Origin of the sequence: Haemophilus haemolyticus, from assembly GCF_001008205.1 — a bacterium.
Classification (GTDB): Bacteria; Pseudomonadota; Gammaproteobacteria; order Enterobacterales; family Pasteurellaceae; genus Haemophilus; species Haemophilus haemolyticus_Q.
This window is the reverse complement of sequence record NZ_LCTK01000010.1, coordinates 1-23293: the sequence shown is the minus strand read 5'-3', so window position 1 is coordinate 23293 and position 23293 is coordinate 1. Positions and strand designations below refer to the sequence as shown.

The following is a 23293-nucleotide window of genomic DNA, read 5'->3' as shown; positions in this document are numbered from 1 at the left end:
TCTGCTTCAATGCGTTCTTGCTCTTCTTGAGCTTTGCGTTTCTCTGACTCAATACGATCAGCTTCCGCTTGTTTTAATTCTGCTTCTTTAATTGGGCTGTAAAGTCGATATTGATTACCGTCTTTAATTAACTCGTAACGCCATGCCCCCGCATCAACATATTGATTGGTTAATGAAACATCTAATCCAGTCGTAGGCATTGTTTTTAGTGAGATGAGAGTGAGGTGAGCAAGTCTCGTTGGTTCAGCACCTGTATTACGAACATTGAGTTTAAATGTCCCTTGTGCTTGCCCATTGACCTGCAACTTATCTCCTAAATATTGATCCAAATGAGTAGGATAATTAAATGTCCCAGAACCATTTAAATCACCATTAACCGTTAATGTATTAAATTGGTTACGGTTAGTTTCTTTCGCAAAATCAGGATTTAATGTAACCTCACTTCCATTATTTAATGTCAAACTACCTAAAGTGGTGCTAGTTGGCATTGTCCATTGTGATTGATTTAAGGTCACATGGGTGGCATTTTCACCTGTGATTTGGTGATCAAATCTTGAATTGTTAAATTTAAGCTGTGCAGAATTAGTTAATTGTGCATCACCGATTAAATTAGCATCATCTATGGTAGAATCGGCTTGATCTCGCAAAATTAAATTACCTTGATGAGTGGCTTTATTGATTAAACGGTAAGTCGAATATTCTTGTGCGGTTAGATTGCCCGTTAATTGAGAATGATCCAGCGTCATTACACCAATATTCGATAAGCTAACTGAACCATTGATTTGAGATGCGTCATTAACATTCACTCGTCCAGTTGAGCGAACATTACCATTGATAATTGATTTGGTGATATCTGCAATAGAGCTATCCGTAGCAAGATCAAGTAATCCATTTAAGCGGGCATGATTAGAAAGTGTGATTCTATTGTTGCCTAAAGTGCTTAAATTACCCACTTGTAATGCTTGATCTTTAAGTGTGTAGGTAGCATTTTTATTCAAAGTGACATTGCCATTAACTTGAGCACTATTTGTAACAGTTAATTCATTATCCTTTATCGCTTGAAGGTTTCCGTTCACGGTGGAAGAGTCGATATTTAAATTCGCATTATCGGTAATTTGAATAGATCCATTTGTAGTGGAGTGGTTAGCAATACTAATGTTAGTATTATCAGAAGCAATCATATCTCCCGTCATGGTGGCATCATTAATGCGCGCTTGAGCATTGTCTTCAAGATGAATATCGCCTGCTTGGTTGGCTTTATGTGTTAAGTGATATTCACTGTCAGAGTGAGCGCTAATAGACCCATTAAGGGAAACTAATCCATTCACATTTAATCGAGCATGATCGGATAGTGAAATATGTCCATTAACTTGTGTAGTAGGAATAGATTTAATCACAGATGGATCGGTAAGATTAACGGATTGACAAGTTGTTGCGCCCGTCCAATCAGAACGTGTGCAAATCGTGTTTTCTTTATTTGGGATCACGCCAAAAGTAACAGATGCATTATTGCTAATGTCCCATCCACCTTTAATAGAAGAAACATTGCGAGAAACAAATGTATTACCATTCTGAATGTTGAAATTTTCAGCAACAAAAGAACGATTAATCCAATCATCATCCATTACTACTTCACCGCGTTTTGTGCCTTCCATTTTGGCATGGTGCGGATTTAAATGGTTATAAGCGTGTGGAGTAGGGCGACCGCTGAAAATTAAGTTGCCCCCGTTTTGGGTGATATTACCTTTTAGATTGGTGCCACCAGAAAGTAAAAGATGATTTTCTTGATTGGTTGGAGAATAATGAACATTTAAGCGACCCACGTTTTTTATATCATCTTTATCGCCAAACCATCCATTAAAGGCAATATCGCGTTTATTAGTAAGATCATTCTCTTTATTATTAATAATGTTGCTTCCCGTAATAGTAATATTGGATTCTTTGTTGGCATTATGGTTGACTAACATCGCGCCTTCATCGACGTTTTGAATACGAGTAAAGGTAAGGTCGTTCCCGTTTAAATCCAAGCGTCCACCACGGAATCCAAAATAGATATTATTTGGGTCGACCTGATCGGCGCTATTAAGTCTTACGGTTGCTCGACCACTCACAATCCCCACTTCTTTGAAGGCTTGTTTCTGACCATTTGCATCTGCTTTTTGATCTAAAATAACGGTTCCGTTACCAACACTAATGTCACCCAAATTTTTCCCTATGCCGTTTACAAGTAGTGTGCCGATCCCAAGCTTAGAGAGACGATCACCTTCGGGGTTTTTTACCTGCCATTCAACGGTGGCGTCTTCCCCAATAGAAACACCTGCGCCCTGCCAAGTCATATTATTTTCACTTGGTTTAACGGTGAAATCGCCTTCAAAGTAAATCCCGCCGGCACCTTGATTGACATTATTTGCAATAGTAAGTATGCCTTTCCCCATGTCGCCTAAATAAATAGTTTTACCATTATGTAACGCAGGAGACCAAGGATTCGGTCCACCATAACTTGGGGATATATCGCCATTTTGATCTCGGGCTTTCTCGAGAAGAGTGCTTTTATACAGCCCCACTTCTTTAGGGTTTCTTCCATTTTGAGAGATAGTACCTTTCCCGTCCTCTACGGTTTTAAAGACGTAATGGGCATTATTGGCAAATTCTCTTACCGTTGTGTCATTATTTTGCACTTCTTCAAGGTACTCTTGGCGAGCAACTTGGTATCCATTGCCTACCGCTGCGTAAGGGTGTCCTTCACGCAACACGCCATTTAATAACCACTTGCCTTTATCTTTATCATAAATAAACATAGGGGATCCGCTATCGCCTTGTGCCCCTGCAATCGGTAATGGTCCATATTCATTAGGGTTTTGTACACGTCCATTAAGATAAAGATCGCCGTTTCTTGTACCGCCATCCATAAAGGTATTACCGCCTGTCAGCCATGAACCACCATAAGCTAAGTCACCATTGGTTTCATTATTATCATTCTTCCAATATTGGTGTCCGCTTCCTGCGCGTACTCGCATAGGATATTTTTTTAAGTCGGTGTAAACATTACCGTGAGTGTTTGTTACCATCTCAATCGGTGCGACTTCTGTTACAAACTTGGCCAGACGAGGATGTTGGTAATCCGTCATAAATGGATGTCGAGCATCATTGATATAGTTATATCGTTTAACAACTAGATATTTATAGTTATGTCGATCGGGATTCCGTCCAAACTCACCAAAATCGACATCTTGATATCCCACGTTGTGTGCCACACTCACTAAATGTTGATCGCCCACTAATGTGGCATATCCACCTTTTGCAAGCGCTGATAAATCAGGCATTGGCACATTTTTCATCATTGCGCCAATCATTTCACCTTTTTTGTTATAAATATCAAGATTTTGTGCACCCACCGTAAACTTGCCTTTATTTTCCGCGAAGTCACGATAGTATTGGTAATTAATGCCAAAATAAGTATGTCCTGCCCAGGCTTGCGATACTATCCCTAATGAAATGCAAGCAGTTAAAAAATTAAAACGAAATATAGTTTTTTTCATAAGGCTTACTCAGTGAACAATTCGTTATGTATAAAACTTATAGTTAAACATTAAAGGTGCGGTAATTTTCTGAAAAGATTTCAGATAAAAACTGAAAGGTTTAGGAGAAAATGAAGATTAAAAATTATACATCATTAAATAATCAATCGCCAGGAACTGTGGTTACCGATTGATAGGTAATATTATCGCCCTATATAATATTGGGAATAAGTTTTACAAATAGGGATTAAATTAAAACTACGTATAGAAAATAAAATCACCGCACTTTATATCTACGTTCCATAAAGTGCGGTAATTTTTAACGTTTTTCCAAAATTGGTTTAAGGAATCTGCCAGTATGAGATCCTTCGACTTTAGCGACTTCTTCAGGCGTGCCAGTAGCAATAATTTGTCCGCCACCACTTCCGCCTTCAGGGCCAAGATCGACAATCCAGTCTGCCGTTTTAATCACATCAAGATTGTGTTCAATGACGACGATAGTATTTCCTTGGTCGCGTAATCGATGCAGTACTTCAAGTAATTGCTTAATGTCAGCAAAATGCAAACCAGTCGTCGGCTCATCTAGAATATACAAGGTTTTACCCGTATCACGTTTAGAAAGCTCAGTCGCTAGCTTAACGCGCTGCGCTTCACCGCCTGAAAGTGTTGTGGAAGATTGACCTAATCGAATATAGGATAATCCTACATCCATCAAGGTTTGTAATTTTCTTGCAATCATTGGAATCGCATCAAAAAACTCGCGAGCCTCTTCCACTGTCATATCTAAAACTTGATGAATCGTTTTGCCTTTATAACGAATTTCTAAGGTTTCACGATTATAGCGTTTACCTTTACATTGGTCGCAAGGAACATAAACATCGGGTAAAAAGTGCATTTCAACTTTAAGTACACCATCGCCCTGACAGGCTTCACAGCGTCCACCTCGTACGTTAAAGCTAAAACGCCCCGGATTATAACCACGCGCACGCGCCTCTGGCACCCCTGCAAAAAGTTCACGAATCGGAGTAAATAAGCCTGTATAAGTGGCTGGATTTGAACGTGGCGTGCGCCCAATCGGGCTTTGGTTAATATCAATAACTTTATCGAAATGCTCTAATCCCTCGATAGATTGATAAGGTGCATAATCGGTTTTTTCAGCTCTATTTAATGCATTTTGCGCAAGTGGAAATAAAGTATCATTAATAAGTGTTGATTTTCCTGAGCCTGATACACCAGTTACGCAAGTAAACAAACCGACGGGAATATCTAAATTCACATTTTTTAAGTTATTCCCTGATGCCCCTTTAAGTTTGAGCCATTTTTTCTTATCAAGTGCGGTGCGTTTTTTGGGAATTTCAATTTTATCTGCGCCCGATAAAAATTTTCCCGTGATGGAATTTGGATTCAGCATAATTTCATCAGCATTTCCTTGCGCAATAACTTGTCCGCCATGCACGCCAGCACCAGGTCCAATATCTATAATATGGTCAGCCGCACGAATCGCGTCTTCATCGTGTTCCACGACAATTACCGTATTACCAAGATTACGCAGATGAATTAACGTGTTAAGTAAGCGTTCATTATCACGTTGGTGCAAGCCAATCGAAGGTTCATCTAATACGTACATTACACCAACAAGCCCCGCACCAATTTGGCTAGCAAGGCGAATACGTTGCGCTTCACCGCCTGAAAGGGTTTCAGCAGAACGAGAAAGAGAAAGATAATTCAAACCTACATTCACTAAGAACTGCAAACGCTCGCGGATTTCTTTAAGAATTTTTTCCGCAATTTGCGCTTTTTGACCAGCGAGAGAAAGTGCGGTGAAAAATTCTAGCGTTTCACCAATGCTTTTTTCAGCGATCATCGGTAAATTCGTTTTTCCAATATACACATTACGCGCTTCTGGTCGTAAACGAGATCCGCCACAATCTGCACAAGGTCGATTACTGATATTTTTCGCCAATTCTTCTCGCACCGACATTGATTCCGTTTCTTTATATCGGCGAGCCATATTATTCAAAATACCTTCAAAAGGATGCTTGCGAATAACCACATCGCCACGATCATTCATATACTGGAATTCAATTTCCTCTTTGCCTGAGCCATGCATAATGATGTGTTGAATTTTCTTTGGCAAAGATTCATAAGGGGCTTCAACATCAAAATTATAATGTTTCGCCAATGAGGTGAGCATTTGATAATAATAGAAATTACGACGATCCCAACCTTTCACCGCACCACCAGCAAGGGAAATAGTTGGATTTTGTACCACACGTTCTTCATCAAAATATTGTTGCATACCCAAACCATCACAAGTAGGGCAAGCTCCAGCAGGGTTATTAAAGGAAAATAAACGTGGTTCTAATTCTGGTACAGAATAACCACAATGCGGACAAGCAAAATTTGCCGAAAAAACTAATTCTTCCGCTTTCGGATTATCCATATCAGCCACAATCGCAGTGCCACCTGAAAGCTCTAATGCGGTTTCAAAAGATTCGGCTAAACGTGTTGCTAAATCTGACCGCATTTTAAAGCGATCCACCACCACTTCAATAGTATGTTTTTTCTGTAACTCTAATTTTGGTGGATCAGATAAATCACAAATTTCGCCATCAATACGCGCTCGAATATAACCTTGCGCTGCAATATTTTCTAAAATCTTAATATGTTCGCCTTTTCGGTTTTTTACAACTGGCGCAAGTAACATCATCTTACTGTCTTCTGGCAAACTTAATACTTTATCCACCATTTGACTAATCGTTTGTGCTGTTAATGGAACATCATGATCTGGACAACGCGGTTCACCTACTCGGGCAAACAATAAACGTAAATAATCGTAAATTTCCGTAATTGTTCCCACCGTAGAACGTGGATTGTGTGAGGTAGATTTTTGTTCAATCGAAATTGCAGGGGAAAGTCCCTCAATAGAATCCACATCAGGCTTTTCCATTAAAGATAAAAACTGGCGAGCATACGCCGAAAGAGATTCAACATAGCGGCGCTGCCCTTCTGCATAAAGTGTATCAAACGCTAAAGAGGATTTTCCCGAACCTGAAAGCCCAGTGATCACCACAAGTTTATTGCGTGGAATAGTTAGATTTATATTTTTCAGGTTATGGGTTCGCGCCCCGCGAATATCGATATTTTCCATAAAATAACTCAAAAGAATGAAATAAGTTTAAATTCTGCGATCATTATCGCATATTTTAATATCTGTGCAAATATCCAGTTAAAATATATAGATCTTTTGAAAAATTTCAGGCAAAATAACCGCACTTTTTTAGATAAAAAATGAGGTTTTTTTATGGCTGGAGTTAATAAAGTCATTATTGTGGGTCATCTAGGCAATGATCCTGAAATTCGTACCATGCCAAATGGCGATGCCGTAGCAAATATTAGCGTAGCAACAAGTGAAAGCTGGAACGACCGTAATACTGGCGAGCGCCGTGAAGTAACGGAATGGCACCGTATTGTATTCTATCGTCGTCAAGCGGAGATTTGCGGTGAATATTTACGCAAAGGCTCTCAAGTATATGTGGAAGGTCGTTTAAAAACGCGTAAATGGCAAGATCAAAATGGTCAAGATCGTTACACCACAGAAATTCAAGGTGATGTAATGCAAATGCTTGGTGCGCGCAATCAAAACGCAGGTGGTTACCCTAGTGATATGGGAGCTGCACCACAACCTTCTTACCAAGCTCGTCAAACTAACAATGGTGGTAGTTACCAATCATCTCGTCCAGCGCAACAACAAGCTGTACCACAGGCTGAGCCACCAATGGACGGATTCGATGACGATATCCCGTTCTAAGTCATGATCACACATATGGATTTTGTAAAAAAATCATAAGAAAAAAGAGATTCCTTTTAAAATAAAGGATCTCTTTTTTATGTCTGTCTTCACTTTGAATGTGTCAATAATATTGTTTTCTAATTTCTTAAAATTCACTACCGTTTACTACAATTATATTTAGGTCTTAATCATTCAAAGAAATTATCCGTGAACTAAACATGCGCTTTACCCACAATAACTATTATGGACCTGATATAAAGGAATTTAAGTATTTTTGTATTCCCTAACCTAGAATATATTTTGTCAAAATATGGTTAGGGAATGAAGATTTGAATTCTATACTAATAATCTCTAAAAGATTACTAACTTTTAATTCTTGAATTTATTTCTCAGCTACCTAACGCAAACTACTACTTTTTATTTTCTGCATTTTCTGGCTCTAAATCTAATTTTGCCATTAATAACTGATCGCCATCTTCTTCTGGATTACCTGTAACAAGTAATTTATCGCCATAGAAAATAGAATTTGCACCCGCCATAAAACACATCGCTTGCATTTCTTCACTCATACCACTACGGCCTGCAGAAAGGCGAACATAACTTTTTGGCATAGTAATACGTGCAACAGCAATCGTTCGCACAAACTCTGTCCAATCTAATTCTTCTGCATCAGCTAACGGTGTACCTTCAACCTTAACAAGTTGATTAATCGGCACCGATTCAGGTTGAGGATCAAGATTTGCAAGGCTCGCGATTAATCCAGCCCGTTCTTTGCGAGTTTCATTCATGCCCACAATGCCGCCACAACACACTTTTAACCCAGCTTTGCGCACTTTTCCTAGCGTGCTAAGACGATCATCAAAACGTCGCGTACCAATCACTTCGGTATAATGTTCTGGTGCTGTATCAAGATTATGATTGTAATAATCTAATCCTGCTTCTTTTAAATCTTCTGCCATACCGTCTTGCAATAAACCAAAAGTACCGCAAGTTTCTAAACCAAGCGATTTCACCGCTTTAATAATTTCTGTGACTTTCTCAATATCTTTTGGCTTAGGTCCTCGCCAAGCTGCGCCCATACAAAAACGCCCTGCTCCACGTGCTTTCGCAATTTTTGCTTTCGCGACGATCTCATCAACATCTAATAACTGTTGATTTTGTACGCCAGTATGATAACGGGCTGATTGAGGGCAATAACCACAATCTTCTGGACATCCCCCCGTTTTGATAGACATTAACGTGGATAACTGAATCGCTCGAGGATTAAAATGCTTACGATGAACTTGCGCGGCGCGGTAAACCAATTCCAAAAATGGCGTTTCAAATAACGCCTCAACTTTGCAAACAGACCAATATTCAACGCTTGGATGTGGTGTAATGGAGTTAATTTGTAGTTTTTCAGTTAACATATTTTTCCTTTGAAAGTGCGGTGAATAATAACCGCATTTTTGTATCTTATATTCATTCAGTTTATAGGCTGCCATCGATAGCCATTGAACCGATTCATCAGTTATAAAATCTATATAATTTTACGTCTCTTTTTGCAATTGACTTATCTGACCATTTTCCACCAGCAATACTCGATCTATCGTACCAACTAATTCCGATGGTTGGTGAGTAACAAGTAACAAGGTCAGATGTTTCTCATCACAAAGTTTGGCAATTAAAGCAAGCATTTCTACACGAAGTTTCTGATCTAATGCGGAAAAAGGCTCATCTAATAACAAGATGGGTTTATCTCGCAACAAACAACGCGCCAATGCCACTCGTTGTTTTTGCCCCCCTGAAAGAGAATTCGGTAAACGTTGCAAATAATCGCCCAATCCTACAGAACAAGCGACCTGTTCAATTTTTTCCCGCTCAAGTGCGGTTAATTTTAAAGAGGGTTTTACCCCCAACGCAAGATTTTGCTGTACAGTTAAATGAGGAAATAAATTATTTTCTTGAAATAGCATAGAAACCGGACGCTCGTAAGGTACACTACGAGTATGATTTTTATCGTTTAACCAAATTTCTCCTTGATGAGGAAATTCAAATCCAGCGATTAAATTCAATAACGTACTTTTCCCCGCCCCACTTTCGCCAATAATTGCGACACGCTCACCAGCATTTACGCTCAAATTAAAGCACATCGGTAAAGTTTTATCGTTCAAAATCACATTATTTAGATAAATCATCGACATCCCTATGTGTGTGAATAAAGGCAAACAATATGCCACAAAGCAATAATAGAATCCCTGCGGTTACAGCGGCATCTTGATTACGATAATTTCCCAGCTGTTGATATAACAAGTGTGGTAGAGAAGTAAACTCTTGATTGCCGAACAACGCAATAGCTGTAAAATCCCCTAAAGATAGCGCCAAGGCTAAAGCAAAAGCATAGCGCAATGGCGCACGTAAAGTTTGCCACTCAATCAGAGAAAAACGTTGCCAACCCACAATTCCCAGACTATTACACAGATTTTCGTAATAACGCATATTATTATGAAAAGGTGCGCTCAAAATACGTAAAACAAAAGGCATTGCACTTAACGCATTGCAAAATACAACTATGGCAAACAAATCAATATTCGAAAAATCACGCTCTTGTAATAATAAAAATAACCCCATTGCGAGTACTAAAATCGGGATTGCCAAAATCACCATTCCAGCATTAATAATAAATTGCGCAATTTTCTGATAATGCAACCATTCTAAACGGCGTGATAAAAGCAACAAGGCGATTGCCATCGTTAATGCAAGTAATGCGGATAAGGGCGCAATAAAAAGAGAATAGCCTAACGCACGCCAGAGCTGAGAATTATGCCAAACAGTTAGCAAACTTGGTGAACTCAATGCGCTGATAAGAATGTTCAATACTGGCGAAAAAAGGAAAAATACGAAAACAAGCAAGACAAAAACATGGAAAATTCTGACCGCACTTTTAGGCTTCTCAAACCAAGGATTACTATTACTCAAGCCATTTTGATTAGAGGGTGAAAAACGCGATGTTAAGCTAAATAAAACCAAGCAAAATACAAATTGCAACATGGCAAAAAGTGCCGCTTTGGGCAGTTCAAATTCAAATAAAATCGCTTGGTAAATTGCGGTTTCTAATGTTGTATATTGAGGTCCACCGCCTAGTGTAAGAACAACTGTAAAACTGGTGAAGCAAAGCATAAAAATCAAGCTAAATGTGGGCAAACATTGCTGACGAAAAACGGGCCACTCCACCAATTTAACGAATTGCCAACCTTGTAAATTGAGTTGCGCAGCAAGCTGACGTTGCTGATAAGGGATACTTTGCAAACTTTGTAAGAAAAGTTGCGCTGCCAGTGGGATATTGAAAAAAAGATGGGCAATTAAAATACCCGAGAGTCCGTAAATATTCCCCTGCCAAGGCATTCCCAAAAGATTCGCAAACCAAGCTAACCAACCGCTTGAACCATAAATGCCGATCAAACCAAAAATTGCCACTAAAACAGGCAAGACGAAAGTTAGCGACATTAATTTTAATAGCCACTTTTTTCCTGAGAATGGTTGATAAAACAATGCTCGAGCAAGGAGCAGACCAAAAAAAATAGATAAAATGGTAGAAAGTAAGGCTTGCCCAAAACTGAAAAAAATCAGATGCTGTAGGTAATCATCCGTGAACCAAGTTTTCCATTGTAATTCATCGCCCAATGCAAAGATCGAACTTAAGGCGCTACTATAAAATAGAGTAATAAAGCTAATGACAACAACGCCGCCCACATAATGACGAGGGCGGAGTTGTGGGTGATGAAATAACGACAACATCAAACTATTTTGTTAATGTGGCTTGCCAAGTGCTAATCCAATTCTTTAATTGTTCGGCATTCACCATTGGATTGATTGGAGTTTGAGTTTTTTGTTGAGCTTTAAGCGCATCAAAGTGCGGTTCAATTTCACCTTGAATGACTGGCAACATAATATTGGCTGTCACAATATGTTTTTGTGCCGTAGGTGAAATTAAAAATGCCATAAAATCATCCGCACATTGATTTGGATGGTTGGCGACTCGAGCCGCTAATTCCACTTGGGTAATATGCCCTTCCGCAAAATCTGTCGCTGCATAATTATCTTTTTTCTCAAAAAGTTGGTGATAAAGTGGTGAGGTGCTGTAACTTAGCACTAAATCCGCTTCGCCTTTTAAGAATGCACCATAAGTATCTGACCAGCCTTTACCCACTGTCACTGTGTGCTTATCTAAATCTTTCCAAGCGGATTGAATTTTATCGGCAGGGTAAATGGCATTCATCCAAACCAACAAACCGCGACCCACACTGCTGGTGCGAGGATCTTGATAAATTACACGGATATCTTGGCGTTCAACCAATTCTTTCAAACTTTTCGGCGGGTTTTGTAATTTAGTTTTATCGTACACAAAAGCATAGTTACCGAAATCGAAAGGCAAGAATGTTTTATTCGTCCATTTTGTAGGCAGATCAAGTTTAGTTAAATCTACTTTATTTAGCGTGAAAATACCTGTTTTTTCAGCTTGTTCTAAAACAAAGTTATCTAAACCTAATACAATGTCCGCTTTTGTTTTCTTTCCTTCCAAACGAACACGGTTGAGTAACACGCCGCCACTTTCAAAAGGCGTAAAATTAATAGCGCATTGTGGGTGCGCTTTTTCAAAATCTTGTTTTACTTTTGGACCCGCTCCCCACTCAGAAGTGAAAGAATCATAGCTATATACGTTAACACTTTGCTGTGATTGAGCTAATGCTGCGGTGGAAAAAAGTGCGGTAGAAATTAAGGTTAATTTAAGAAGTTTCATTATTACATCCTTATTTATATCAAAAGGCAGAAATAATGACGGGAAGGAGATAAGGTTGTATTCCTAGTTTCCTACGTCAGTATTAACTGTTTCAGGTTCACGGGTATGATCTCAGCATATTGCACCCCGACTAGGCTTTTTAGTGTATTAAAATTTACCAAGATTGCCAACGGATTTTTAAAAAGAAATAAACTTTCTACATTTTCTTTCTGAAAAAATAAAAAAGCCCTGTAAAACAGGGCATCCATAAGCGGTTTTAAAATTAAAAAGTGATTCGATTCGGCTTTCAATGCCTAAATCTGTCTGAGCAATGACTTCAAAACCGAAATCAGCTAACACATCTGCCATTTCTTTTACTTTGCCTTTATTACCCGTGGCAAGCACAATTTTTTGCTTCATGATTCTGACCCTCATATCAAATATTGTCTTATTTTAGCACCTCACCAAAAATTTTCGGAATAAATATTGACTTTAACCTTAGGTCAAGGTTTATGATTCGTGCTCATTCAGTTATCACATAGGAGAAAAACATGAAAAAACTTATGACTTTTATCACACTTAGCGCTGCTGCAGTTTCAGTTTGTGTCCAAGCTAATGAACAACCGCATCAAGCACACATGAATATGCCAATGTCGACAGATTCTGCAATGCAACAAGAATTAATGCAAGGTATGAATCAAATGCATCAAGACATGATGGCAGCCTCGCAATATAAAGATCCTGATGTTGCTTTTGCAGCAGGTATGTTGCCACACCATATTGGCGCAGTAAAAATGGCGGAAGTTGAATTAAAATACGGAAAAGATCCTGAGATGCGTAAGCTTGCTGAGAATATTATTAACGCACAACAAGCAGAAATTGAACAAATGCAAAAATGGCTTAAAGTGCACAATAAAAAAACCCTGTAAAACAGGGCATCCATAAGCGATTTTAAAATTAAAAAGTGATTCGATCACGGTTTCTTTCAAGTGTTGCTTTACCAATCCCTTGCACTTCTAATAGTTGTTCAGCACTCGTGAAATTACCGTGTTTTTCACGATATTGCACTATCGCTTCTGCTTTTTTTGCACCGATTCCTGTTAAGGCTTTTTGAATTTCACTCGCAGTTGCCGTATTGATATTCAATTTATCACTCACAGTAGCTGGTGCAACTTGAGCTTCAGTTTGAGTTGCCACGACAGGTTGAGCGGTTTGTTCTGTTGCTTTTTCCTCAGCAAAAGACGAAGAAGCAACAAGCGCACCACACAATACCATCGAAGTAAATAATGTTTTCATTAATTTCATAGAGGTTTCCTTGTAATATGAACATGTTGACGAGCATATCAACACAGCCATTTTTTATGCTTTCAAAAAAACGCTCAAGATTCTTACCACACTTCTGCGATTCAGATCGCAAAAATTCTTAATTTGAATGAAAAAACAAAGGGCTTATCATTTACGACAAGCCCTTAGTATTAGTTAACTTCTTTTATTCTCAGCTCTTTCGGAACTTCAAAGAACATATTTTCTTCTAAACCTTGCAGTTCTTCTATAGTATTCGCACCAAACTCTTTTAAGCGGGAAATAATCGATTGGACTAATTCTTCTGGCGCAGACGCGCCAGCTGTAATCCCAATGGTTTTCACATCATTAAACCAATCAGCTTGAATATCGGAAGGATCATCAAGAAGCTGTGATTTAACCCCCATTCGAGACGCCAATTCAGCTAAACGATTTGAATTTGATGAGTTTTTAGAACCTACAACCAACACTAAATCTGATAATTTTGCCAATTCTCGCACCGCTTCTTGACGATTAGTTGTCGCATAACAAATATCGTTTTTGTGTGGCCCTTGAATAGCCAGATATTTTTCCTTTAATGCAGCAATGGTTTCAGCCGTATCATCTAGCGACAAAGTCGTTTGTGTCATAAAGGTTAAATCATCATTTTCTTGCATTGGCAAACGCGCAATATCTTCTACTTTTTCAATCAGGAAAATCCCGCCATCTTCATTGCTATACTGCCCCATTGTACCTTCAACTTCAGGATGCCCTTTATGCCCAATCAAAATCGCTTTTGTTCCCTTTCGACTTGCACGCGCAACTTGCATATGCACTTTAGTTACCAAAGGACAGGTTGCATCAAATACTTTGAGATTGCGGTCTTTCGCTTCTTGACGAACGGCTTGAGATACACCATGCGCAGAAAAAATCACGATAGCACCATCAGGCACCTCGCTTAATTCTTCCACAAAGATCGCTCCACGATCACGCAATCCGTTCACAACAAATCGGTTATGCACCACTTCGTGACGAACATAAATCGGTGCGCCATGAATTTCTAAGGCTAGTTCAACAATACTAATGGCACGATCTACACCGGCACAAAATCCTCGTGGATTCGCTAAAATTATCTTCATTTCTGACCGCACTTTTCTGATTGTTTCTCTTGTACTTTTTTCTTTTCGCTTTTAAAAGCATCCAATGCTAATAACCCTGCGCCAATACAAATGGCGATATCGGCGATATTAAACACTGGATAATGGTAAATATCCCAGTAGAAATCAAAGAAATCTACGACAAAACCGTTATAAGCGCGATCCACCATATTCGCTAGTGCCCCTCCAATAATGAGTGCATAAGCAGAATTTTGGATTTTTTGTTCAGCATTATTTTTTGCTAAAAAATAAACCAACATGCCAGAGATAGCCAATGCTAACAAAATAAAGAAATATTGTTGCCAGCCGCTATGATCCGCTAAGAAACTAAATGCCGCACCATAATTTCGAACATAGGTAAGATTGAAAACAGGCAACACATTAACACTTTCATACAAATCAAATTTTTGTACCACAATGTATTTAATGAGCAAATCAACTACGAAAGCGACCGCACTTAACCATAAAAACGAAAGCCCTGATTTTTTGGACATACTGTTTCCCTTTTAAAAAAATTGCGCTAATTCTAGCATAAGCCGATAAATGATAAAGCACGATCTCATTTACTGAGCGGCTTCTGGTAATTTTGCTGGATCATCAGCCAACTCTTTGACATTCACCACTTTCTTCCAATCAAATACCTTAATTTCCTGTTTTTCCGGATGGAAGAAATCCACGCCTTGTAAATGTTTTTCCTTAATCCCCATCCAATCAGCAAAACCATAAACAAAATTAAATGCAGATTGTGGCGTTTTTATTTTTTCTACCTTTTGGCTATCACTCGAAAACATAACGAAAGGAATTTCATAATCTTGTTTATAAAGATTATTTGGATGCAATGATAAGCCTTTAGAATCCTCATAATGAGCAAGCCCATGATCAGAAAAGTAAATCACCGAATAGGGTTCATTTTGTGCCACCAATTGTGAATTTAATTTTTCTAAAAACTGATCCGTATATTTAATCGATTCTAAATAACAAGACATAGATTGATTAATAAAATAATTTTTAACCTCGTACGGAAGACGCTCACAAAAGGCTGGATGTGAGCCCATTAAATGAATCACAATTAATTTTGGATTCGTAATATTTTCTTTTAAGGCTTTATCTAATACAGGCAACATTTCATCGTCATAAACTTTTTTAGAGTTATAACCTAACGGCTTCATAAAAATCGTTTCATCCGCACTTTGCCCAATACGAGAGGCCATCGTATCAAATTCCCCAATTTTGCCTTGATTAGAAATCCAATAGGTTTTTACGCCCGCTTTTTTGGCTAAAGAAATAATATTATCCGTATAAACCGTTTCTCCTTTATCTGCTCGATATAAGGTGCGTTGTAAAGACGGTTGCGTATTTGGTGCTGCAGAATAATAATTTTCAAAAACTGCGCCTTTCACACGCTCTAAAAATGGTGTTGTTTTCAATGGAAAGCCATATAACGACATATAATCTTTTCGCATGCTTTCACCGATAATCAAAATATAATTTTTATATTTTGGCGTAAAAGATTGAATATCCCATTGAGAAGGCGCGTTGACAGATTGATTTAGAAAATCTCGTTGTTCTAAATACAGCTCATTCATACGATCAAATTCTGAGTAGAAAAGAACTGGATAAAAACGAAATTTATACGCATAGTTCCAATTAGAAAATTGATTGTAAGAAAAAACTAATAATATGCCGATAACAGCCGTATTTATCCATTTAAATGCTTGTTGTTTAACATGAAAACTCAATTTCATTAAAGCAACAAATAGGATGAGATAACTAGCTTGAAATAAAAATATCCAAAAAGGAATAGTTGTGTAATATTCCAAGGTTTCATTAATATTCGTTTCATAAACAGAAGCGATAATACCTAAAGATGGAATACCATAGAAAAAACCAGCAGAGCAATAAAATAGCGCGCTGAGGAATAATACAGTGATTAATATTCGCCCAACCCAAGGGGTGAAATAAAAAGAAATCGCCGTGATAACAAATAAAATTGCGTAATCTGAAAAAGGAATATTTTCACTTAATACATTACCCAACCCCATATTGGTAAAAATGGAGAAAACAAGCAATAAGAGATAAAACCATATGGTTTTAGAACGAATTATTTCTTTCCCTAACATAACCTCTACTTCCTTTTGTACAAAAGTAAAAAAGTGCGGTTAAAATAAACCGCACTTTTCTGTTTTACAACGAATTTAATTATGCAAAATGGCGTACTTCGCCGTTACCCGCTACGTTTTCCACACAACGTGGACAAAGTGTAGGATGTTCAGGATTCACGCCGATTTTGTCAGAATAATGCCAACAACGTGGACATTTTTCACCGTTAGAACGAGCTACACTTACCGCAATACCCTCTAACTCACCCGTAGCCACATCCGCTGGTTTGTCTGCTAATGCTTTTACTTCCGCTTTTGAGGTAATTAACACGAAACGTAATTCATTGCCTAATTGCTCTAACAATGCACGATATGCATCGTTAGCATAAACCGTTACTTCAGCTTCTAAACCACCACCGATCACTTTGTCGTTACGGGCGATTTCTAATACACGGTTCACCTCAGAACGAACTTTAATCAGTTGTTGCCAGTAAGCATCATCTAATTTTTCATTCTCGCCTAAGCCAAATAAGCCTTCGTAGAATTCTTCAGTGAAGACGAATTCTGCACGTGCAGTCGCGGTTTGTGGTAAGTAACCCCAAATTTCATCTGCCGTGAATGACAGGATTGGTGCCATCCAACGTACTAAAGCTTCCGCAATGTGCCATAACGCTGTTTGGCAGCTACGACGCGCAAGGCTGTCTGCTTTGGTGGTATATTGACGGTCTTTGATAATATCAAGGTAGAACGAGCCCATTTCCACAGAACAGAAACGCATTAAGCGTTGTACTACTGTGTGGAATTGATAGTTATCGTACGCGTCTTTAATTTCTTTTTGTGCATCTAACGCACAAGCTACCGCCCAACGATCCAAGCTAATCATTTCTTCCGGTTTAACTGCATCACGTTGCGGATCAAAACCATTCAAGTTCGCTAATAAGAAACGCGCGGTGTTACGAATACGACGATAGCTATCCGCGGCACGTTTTAAAATTTCATCAGAAACGGTCATTTCACCGGTATAGTCGGTAGATGCCACCCATAAACGTAAAATGTCACCACCGAATTTATCCATGACTTCTTGTGGTGTCACGATGTTACCGATAGATTTTGACATCTTACGACCTTGACCATCCACAGTGAAACCATGAGTTAATACTTGTTTGTATGGTGCTTTGCTGTCTGTTGCCGTAGAAAGCATTAAAGAAGACATAAACCAACCACGATGTTGGTCAGAACCTTCTAAATACATGTCGATATCTTGGCCGTTAAATTCTGGACGATTTGCGACAACAGAAGAATAGGTTGATCCTGAGTCAAACCATACGTCAAGGGTATCAGGCACTTTGCGATAGGTTTCTGCGTCCGCACCTAATAATTCTTTTTCGTCTAAATCCCACCATGCTTGAATACCGGCTTTCTCTACACGTTTCGCCACTTCTTCAAGTAACTCTAAAGTACGCGGATGAAGTTCTTCGGTTTCTTTGTGCACGAATAGGGTCATCGGCACACCCCAAGTACGTTGACGGGAAATACACCAGTCAGGACGATTTTCCACCATTTTTTCGATACGCGCTTGCCCCCAATCCGGAATCCAACGCACTTGTTTGATTTCACCTAAGGCTTGTTGGCGTAAACCTTGTGTTTCCATGCCGATAAACCATTGTGGTGTCGCACGGAAAATAATTGGGGTTTTGTGACGCCAGCAGTGTGGGTAACTGTGTTTGATTTTCTCAACTTTTAATAAGTTGCCCACTTCTTGCAATTTTTCAACAACCAATGGATTAGCTTCAAATACGCCTTTGCCTGCAAAGAATTCAGTGGTTGAAATAAATTGACCGTCATTCGATACAAGACCCGCCATTGGTAAATTATATTTTTGTCCTACAATAAAGTCGTCCAAACCATGATCCGGTGCAGTGTGTACTAAACCTGTACCGCCATCAGTGGTCACGTGATCACCTAAAATCACTGGTACAGTGAAATCATAGAACGGATGGTTAAAGCGTACTAACTCAAGCGCCTGACCTTTTACTGAACCTAAAACTTCAACTTGTTCTACGCCCACGGCTTTCGCTACGGATTCAACTAATTCAGCAGCTAAAATCACACGCTCATCGCCAAGTTGTACTAAGTGGTATTCTAAGTCTGCATTTACCGCAATCGCACGGTTAGATGGCATTGTCCAAGGTGTGGTTGTCCAAATCACCGCAGATAATTTGCCATAGCCTTTACCTACTGCGTTAAATTTCTCTTCAATTTCAACCGCACTTACTGCAGGAAAACGCACATAGATAGATGGAGAAACTTTGTCTTCATATTCCACTTCTGCTTCTGCTAAAGAAGATCCACAATCCAAACACCAGTGCACTGGTTTTGAACCTTTGTATAAATGACCATTCGCAATCACTTTACCGAGTGTGCGGATGATGTTTGCTTCAGTGTTGAAGTTCATCGTTAAATAAGGATTATCCCAATCGCCTAACACCCCTAAACGGATAAAATCTTTTTTCTGCCCTTCTACTTGCTCTGCCGCATATTCTCGGCATTTTTGGCGGAATTCAGCTGCAGTCACTTTCTCGTTTGGTTTACCCACTAAACCTTCTACTTTTAATTCAATTGGCAAGCCATGACAGTCCCAACCTGGGATATAAGGCGAGTCAAAACCTAATGCGGTTTTGGATTTAACAATAATATCTTTCAGAATTTTATTAACGGCGTGACCGATATGAATATTGCCGTTCGCATACGGAGGGCCATCGTGCAAAATAAAGGATTTTTTACCTTTAGTCGCTTGGCGGATTTTTTGATACAACTGTTTGTCATACCAATTTTTTAACATTACAGGTTCGCGTTTGGCTAAATCGCCACGCATAGGGAAACCTGTTTCAGGTAAATTTAACGTGTTTTTGTAATCAACTGTCATGTTATTTTCCAATTTTATATTTCAATATAATTCTATTTTACAAAAAATGCTTTCGCTGTTTTTACGTCTTGTTCAATTTGAGCTTTCAACGCTTCAAAAGAAGGAAACTTTATCTCATCGCGAATCTTATGGCTGAATTCCACTTCGACCATTTGCCCATAAATATTCTTAGAAAAATCAAATAAATGGACTTCTAATAATTGTATCGTACCGTTAATGGTTGGGCGTTTTCCCATGTTGGCGACGCCGTTAAAAATCTCGCCCGATTTTAACCGAACTTTCACCGCATAAACCCCTTTTACTGGGTTCACTTGGCGATGTAAGCGAACATTCGCGGTAGGAAAACCAATGGTTCGCCCTAATTTATTGCCGTGGATCACGCGACCAAAAATACGATAAGGCTTACCGAGTAAATTTTCCGCATGCTGTAAATCATCTTTAGCCAATGCTTCACGGATAGCGGTGCTACTGATACGTAACTCATCTAAACAGAAGGTGCGACTGTCTTCAACTTCAAAACCAAACTGCTTTCCTGCTTGTTGCAACATCGCAAAATTGCCTAAACGTTTCGCACCAAATTTGAAATCATCGCCAATGCTGAGAAACTTCACATTTAATTTGCGTACAAGCCAATCTTCAATAAATTGTTCTGCAGGAAGATTGGCGAAAGTGCGGTCAAATTTCGCGACGATCACCACATCCACACCCGCCTGAGCCAAATAATGCAATTTATCTCTTAATCGCATTAAGCGCGCAGGGGCTTTGTCACCCATAAAATATTCGCGCGGTTGCGGCTCAAAAAGCATCACTGCCATGGGTAAATTCAGCGCATTCGCTTTCTGACGAAGATGACGCAAAATCGCCTGATGCCCCAAATGCACCCCATCAAAATTGCCAATGGTTAATGCGCACCCTGACAAATATGGCTGTGTATTATGAAGCCCACGAATTAATTGCATTACATCTTATTCCAAAAAACGAAAAATAATCGGTGCATTATAGCGGTAACTTAATGTTTTGTCAGTAAATGGTGTTTACGAACACCCAATAGCACCAATACGCCTAAATAAACCACCGCAGCCAGTCCAATTAACCAAACCAACCAATAGATACGCATTAAAAATGTCATGGCTGCCCATTCTTGAATCGACGGGCAGTTATACCAAACCAAACCGCCCATGACTAAGGCGGCAGCTAAAACTTTCAGAAAAAAGACCACACTTTTACGTGAAAAATGATAAACATCCGCTTTGACTAAACCCCGGTAAAGCAAATAAGCATTTAAGGTTGCTGACATGGCAGAAGCAATCGCTAAACCCACATAACTAAATGGAATCGCCAATACGTTAAAGCCCATATTGCTCACCATGGCGATGATCCCGATTTTCACGGGCGTTTTGGTATCTTGACGTGCGTAATAGCCATTAGCTAGGATCTTAATCAGCATAAAGCTAAGCAAACCGGCATTGAATGCCCATAAAGAATAAGAGGCTGCATGCACATCGGTTAAGGTAAAACTGCCACGCATAAACAATACCAGTAACATCGGCTGGGCTAACACGGCAATACCAATCGCGGCTGGCACACCGAGTAATAAAATCATTCGTACGCCCCAGTCCATTGTGTTGCGAAAATCAACCGCACTTTGGGAAGAATTATCTTCACGATTTACATGATGGCGAGCAAGCGTTGGTAAAATCACAGTGGAAATCGCAATACCAAATAGCCCAAGTGGAAACTCTAATAGACGATCAGAATAATAAAGCCAACTAATAGATCCCGTCATTAAGAAACTGGCAATGACTGTGTCAAGCAATAAGTTGATTTGACTCACAGAAACCCCGAACAAGGCAGGAATCATCAATCGACGGATTTTGGCTACCCCTTCATCATGCCATGCCCATTTTGGTTTTACGAGCAAGCCTGCTTTCTTCAAGAAAGGGATTTGAAATAAAAATTGTAATAAACCGCCTAAGAAGATCCCGATAGCAAGGGCAAGATCGGGATTGTCTAATCTTGGTGCGAGGAAAAGTGCGGTTGCAATCATGGCGATATTGAGTAAAACAGGCGAAAACGACATCACGCCAAATTTGCCTATCGTATTTAAAATTGCCCCAGAAAGCGCCACAAAGGTGACAAACCATAAATAAGGAAAAGTAATTTTTAAGAGTAAAGACGCTTGTTCAAATTTGTGTGCATCTGGTCCGTCATTTAGCCAATCGGTAAACCAGCCCATCCCAAAGATCGCTGCAACAACAGGCGAGCCCACCATGGCAAGCAAAGTAACAATACTGACTAAACCGCCTAGCGTGCCCGATACTTTTCCGATAAATTCGCGGGTTTTAGAAAGATCGCCAGATTTTTGATATTCGGCCAATACGGGGACGAAAGCCTGAGAAAATGCCCCTTCCGCAAATAAACGACGTAAAAAGTTTGGGATACGGTTAGCGAATAAAAACACGTCTGCTGCCGCGCCTGCACCGATTAAATGGGCAATCACCACATCACGGACTAAACCTAACACACGGGACACTAATGTCATCCCACTCACGATAATGCCGGATTTTAAAAGTCGTTTACTCAAAATAGGGGTCTCTTCAAAAAAATTTGCCTTAATTGTATAGAATTTTTGTTTTTACGCTATATTCCAACGAAAAAAACTGATAAAATCCTGCCCACATCGTTTGTGTGAGCCAATAGAAAGCGCTTTTTTAAATAACGATGCTTACTTTCGGTTGTGTCTCACCGAAATCAACACAAATTTTCCATTGACAAAAGTATAAAAAATCGGCATATTGACGCCCTTTATTTTGTCTATCAATCAACAGAAATTTTAGGAGTTTGACCTTGGCTAATATCAAGTCAGCAAAAAAACGCGCGGTTCAATCTGAAAAACGCCGCCAACACAACGCAAGCCAACGCTCTATGATGCGTACTTACATCAAAAAAGTATATGCTCAAGTAGCAGCAGGTGAAAAAGCAGCAGCTGAAGCAGCATTCGTTGAAATGCAAAAAGTTGTTGACCGTATGGCTTCTAAAGGCTTAATCCACGCTAACAAAGCAGCAAACCACAAATCTAAATTAGCTGCACAAATCAAAAAATTAGCGTAATTTTTAGCTAGAAAGAATAAAAAATAAAACCGCACTTTAAAGTGCGGTTTTTTATTTCATAGAATTTTAGACTAAAGCAACAACATCGATCCCCATTTAATAATATCAAAGAAGAATTTATTTTCATTCGTCGCAATACCATCTTGATTTTTCGGTGTGCCATCTTCATTTTTCTGCATTTCCACCATACCATTCTTATATTGACCTTTCACGACAGCCAAGTCATCGCGTGCTTCATTACGTAATTTTAAACACGCCTGTTCAGTTAAGGGCTCAACATTACCCACTTCGGTACGGAATTTTTTAAACTGATAGCTTGCGTAATTCATCGATTTTTCATCACCTTGAATAATCTTCACATATTGCTCGCCAATAATTTTTTCCAACGGATAGAAAAAGACATATTGTGAGTGAATATAGCTATCTTCTTTAGAAAAATGCTGTTGCAAAATTCGGGTTAAATTTGGGTAAACGCATTGTTCTGCTTGCTTACTTGCAATCGCCCATTGTTTTGCATCTTGATCGGAAAGTTGGTAATCTGCCCCCGCGAATTCACCCGGGATTGCAGATTGTGAGCTACCAAACATTGAGCAGCCAGACAGCAATGCTGCCACACCTAAGGTTGCAATTAATTTCACATTTGATCCTT

General features: G+C 39.2%; 17 protein-coding genes, 1 pseudogene and 1 riboswitch. Of the genes and pseudogenes, 3 read left to right on the top strand and 15 right to left on the bottom strand.

Annotated features, from left to right (window positions below):
* The coding region (locus AAX18_RS03035) for a S6 family peptidase (protein WP_155397205.1) at positions 1-3539 on the bottom strand (3539 nt) is incomplete at its 3' end.
* Positions 3540-3837: 298 nt separating this feature from the next.
* Complete coding sequence (gene uvrA, locus AAX18_RS03030; RefSeq protein ID WP_046952903.1) at positions 3838-6669, bottom strand: excinuclease ABC subunit UvrA; 2832 nt, start codon at positions 6667-6669, stop codon at positions 3838-3840.
* Positions 6670-6822: 153 nt separating this feature from the next.
* Between uvrA and AAX18_RS03025 the strand changes: the two genes are divergently transcribed.
* Positions 6823-7329 carry a single-stranded DNA-binding protein gene (locus AAX18_RS03025; protein WP_046952902.1) on the top strand — a complete coding sequence of 169 codons (507 nt, stop codon included), beginning with the start codon at positions 6823-6825 and terminating at the stop codon, positions 7327-7329.
* A gap of 392 nt (positions 7330-7721) precedes the next feature.
* Here the strand turns inward: AAX18_RS03025 and bioB are convergent, their stop codons facing one another.
* The 5 genes and pseudogenes from bioB to AAX18_RS09050 form a co-directional block, all read right to left on the bottom strand.
* Positions 7722-8720 carry a biotin synthase BioB gene (gene bioB / locus AAX18_RS03020; protein WP_046952901.1) on the bottom strand — a complete coding sequence of 333 codons (999 nt, stop codon included), beginning with the start codon at positions 8718-8720 and terminating at the stop codon, positions 7722-7724.
* A gap of 120 nt (positions 8721-8840) precedes the next feature.
* Positions 8841-9488: a thiamine ABC transporter ATP-binding protein gene (gene thiQ, locus AAX18_RS03015; RefSeq protein ID WP_046952900.1), complete on the bottom strand. Its 648-nt coding sequence runs from the start codon at positions 9486-9488 to the stop codon at positions 8841-8843.
* A complete protein-coding gene (gene thiP, locus AAX18_RS03010) occupies positions 9472-11088 on the bottom strand; it encodes a thiamine/thiamine pyrophosphate ABC transporter permease (protein ID WP_046952899.1) in 1617 nt (538 codons plus the stop codon). Before thiP ends, thiQ begins: the two co-directional genes overlap by 17 nt.
* A 4-nt stretch (positions 11089-11092) precedes the next feature.
* Entirely contained in the window at positions 11093-12091 is a 999-nt protein-coding gene (gene thiB, locus AAX18_RS03005) for a thiamine ABC transporter substrate binding subunit (protein WP_046952898.1), read from the bottom strand.
* 51 nt (positions 12092-12142) lie between these two features.
* A riboswitch (TPP riboswitch) is annotated at positions 12143-12230 on the bottom strand.
* Positions 12231-12349: 119 nt separating this feature from the next.
* Positions 12350-12490 (bottom strand): annotated as a pseudogene (locus AAX18_RS09050) (non-canonical purine NTP pyrophosphatase); the annotation flags it as partial.
* Between the two features lie 131 nt (positions 12491-12621).
* Here AAX18_RS09050 and copM point away from each other — a divergent pair.
* A complete protein-coding gene (gene copM / locus AAX18_RS02995) occupies positions 12622-12999 on the top strand; it encodes a CopM family metallochaperone (RefSeq protein ID WP_046952896.1) in 378 nt (125 codons plus the stop codon).
* Between the two features lie 28 nt (positions 13000-13027).
* On the opposite strand, the gene AAX18_RS02990 is transcribed toward copM, so the two are convergent.
* The 7 genes from AAX18_RS02990 to murJ form a co-directional block, all read right to left on the bottom strand.
* Positions 13028-13375 (bottom strand): ComEA family DNA-binding protein, encoded by a 348-nt coding sequence (locus AAX18_RS02990; protein ID WP_046952895.1) that lies wholly within the window; start codon positions 13373-13375, stop codon positions 13028-13030.
* Positions 13376-13545: 170 nt separating this feature from the next.
* Positions 13546-14490, bottom strand: a complete 945-nt coding sequence (gene ispH, locus AAX18_RS02985) for a 4-hydroxy-3-methylbut-2-enyl diphosphate reductase (protein WP_046952894.1) — start codon at positions 14488-14490, stop codon at positions 13546-13548.
* Complete coding sequence (gene lspA / locus AAX18_RS02980; protein WP_046952893.1) at positions 14487-15002, bottom strand: signal peptidase II; 516 nt, start codon at positions 15000-15002, stop codon at positions 14487-14489. The genes ispH and lspA overlap by 4 nt, the downstream gene beginning before the upstream one ends.
* Positions 15003-15071: 69 nt before the next feature.
* Complete coding sequence (locus tag AAX18_RS02975) at positions 15072-16628, bottom strand: phosphoethanolamine transferase (protein ID WP_046952892.1); 1557 nt, start codon at positions 16626-16628, stop codon at positions 15072-15074.
* A 79-nt stretch (positions 16629-16707) separates the two neighbouring features.
* Positions 16708-19533: an isoleucine--tRNA ligase gene (gene ileS, locus AAX18_RS02970; protein WP_046952891.1), complete on the bottom strand. Its 2826-nt coding sequence runs from the start codon at positions 19531-19533 to the stop codon at positions 16708-16710.
* A 32-nt stretch (positions 19534-19565) separates the two neighbouring features.
* Positions 19566-20492, bottom strand: coding sequence for a bifunctional riboflavin kinase/FAD synthetase (ribF, locus tag AAX18_RS02965; RefSeq protein WP_005626712.1), 927 nt, complete (start codon positions 20490-20492; stop codon positions 19566-19568).
* 50 nt (positions 20493-20542) lie between these two features.
* Positions 20543-22117: a murein biosynthesis integral membrane protein MurJ gene (murJ, locus tag AAX18_RS02960; RefSeq protein WP_005626709.1), complete on the bottom strand. Its 1575-nt coding sequence runs from the start codon at positions 22115-22117 to the stop codon at positions 20543-20545.
* 263 nt (positions 22118-22380) lie between these two features.
* On the opposite strand from murJ, the gene rpsT reads away from it, so the two are divergent.
* A complete protein-coding gene (gene rpsT / locus AAX18_RS02955) occupies positions 22381-22644 on the top strand; it encodes a 30S ribosomal protein S20 (protein WP_005548279.1) in 264 nt (87 codons plus the stop codon).
* A 71-nt stretch (positions 22645-22715) separates the two neighbouring features.
* Here rpsT and AAX18_RS02950 read toward each other — a convergent pair whose 3' ends face one another.
* Positions 22716-23282: a DUF5358 domain-containing protein gene (locus AAX18_RS02950; protein WP_080948093.1), complete on the bottom strand. Its 567-nt coding sequence runs from the start codon at positions 23280-23282 to the stop codon at positions 22716-22718.
* Between the last annotated feature and the right edge of the window lie 11 nt (positions 23283-23293).

Coding starts and splice junctions, on each gene's coding strand:
- uvrA (WP_046952903.1), bottom strand. CDS start 6,669: ATGGAAAATATCGATATTCGCGGGGCGCGAACCCATAACCTGAAAAAT.
- AAX18_RS03025 (WP_046952902.1), top strand. CDS start 6,823: ATGGCTGGAGTTAATAAAGTCATTATTGTGGGTCATCTAGGCAATGAT.
- bioB (WP_046952901.1), bottom strand. CDS start 8,720: ATGTTAACTGAAAAACTACAAATTAACTCCATTACACCACATCCAAGC.
- thiQ (WP_046952900.1), bottom strand. CDS start 9,488: ATGATTTATCTAAATAATGTGATTTTGAACGATAAAACTTTACCGATG.
- thiP (WP_046952899.1), bottom strand. CDS start 11,088: ATGTTGTCGTTATTTCATCACCCACAACTCCGCCCTCGTCATTATGTG.
- thiB (WP_046952898.1), bottom strand. CDS start 12,091: ATGAAACTTCTTAAATTAACCTTAATTTCTACCGCACTTTTTTCCACC.
- copM (WP_046952896.1), top strand. CDS start 12,622: ATGAAAAAACTTATGACTTTTATCACACTTAGCGCTGCTGCAGTTTCA.
- AAX18_RS02990 (WP_046952895.1), bottom strand. CDS start 13,375: ATGAAATTAATGAAAACATTATTTACTTCGATGGTATTGTGTGGTGCG.
- ispH (WP_046952894.1), bottom strand. CDS start 14,490: ATGAAGATAATTTTAGCGAATCCACGAGGATTTTGTGCCGGTGTAGAT.
- lspA (WP_046952893.1), bottom strand. CDS start 15,002: ATGTCCAAAAAATCAGGGCTTTCGTTTTTATGGTTAAGTGCGGTCGCT.
- AAX18_RS02975 (WP_046952892.1), bottom strand. CDS start 16,628: ATGTTAGGGAAAGAAATAATTCGTTCTAAAACCATATGGTTTTATCTC.
- ileS (WP_046952891.1), bottom strand. CDS start 19,533: ATGACAGTTGATTACAAAAACACGTTAAATTTACCTGAAACAGGTTTC.
- ribF (WP_005626712.1), bottom strand. CDS start 20,492: ATGCAATTAATTCGTGGGCTTCATAATACACAGCCATATTTGTCAGGG.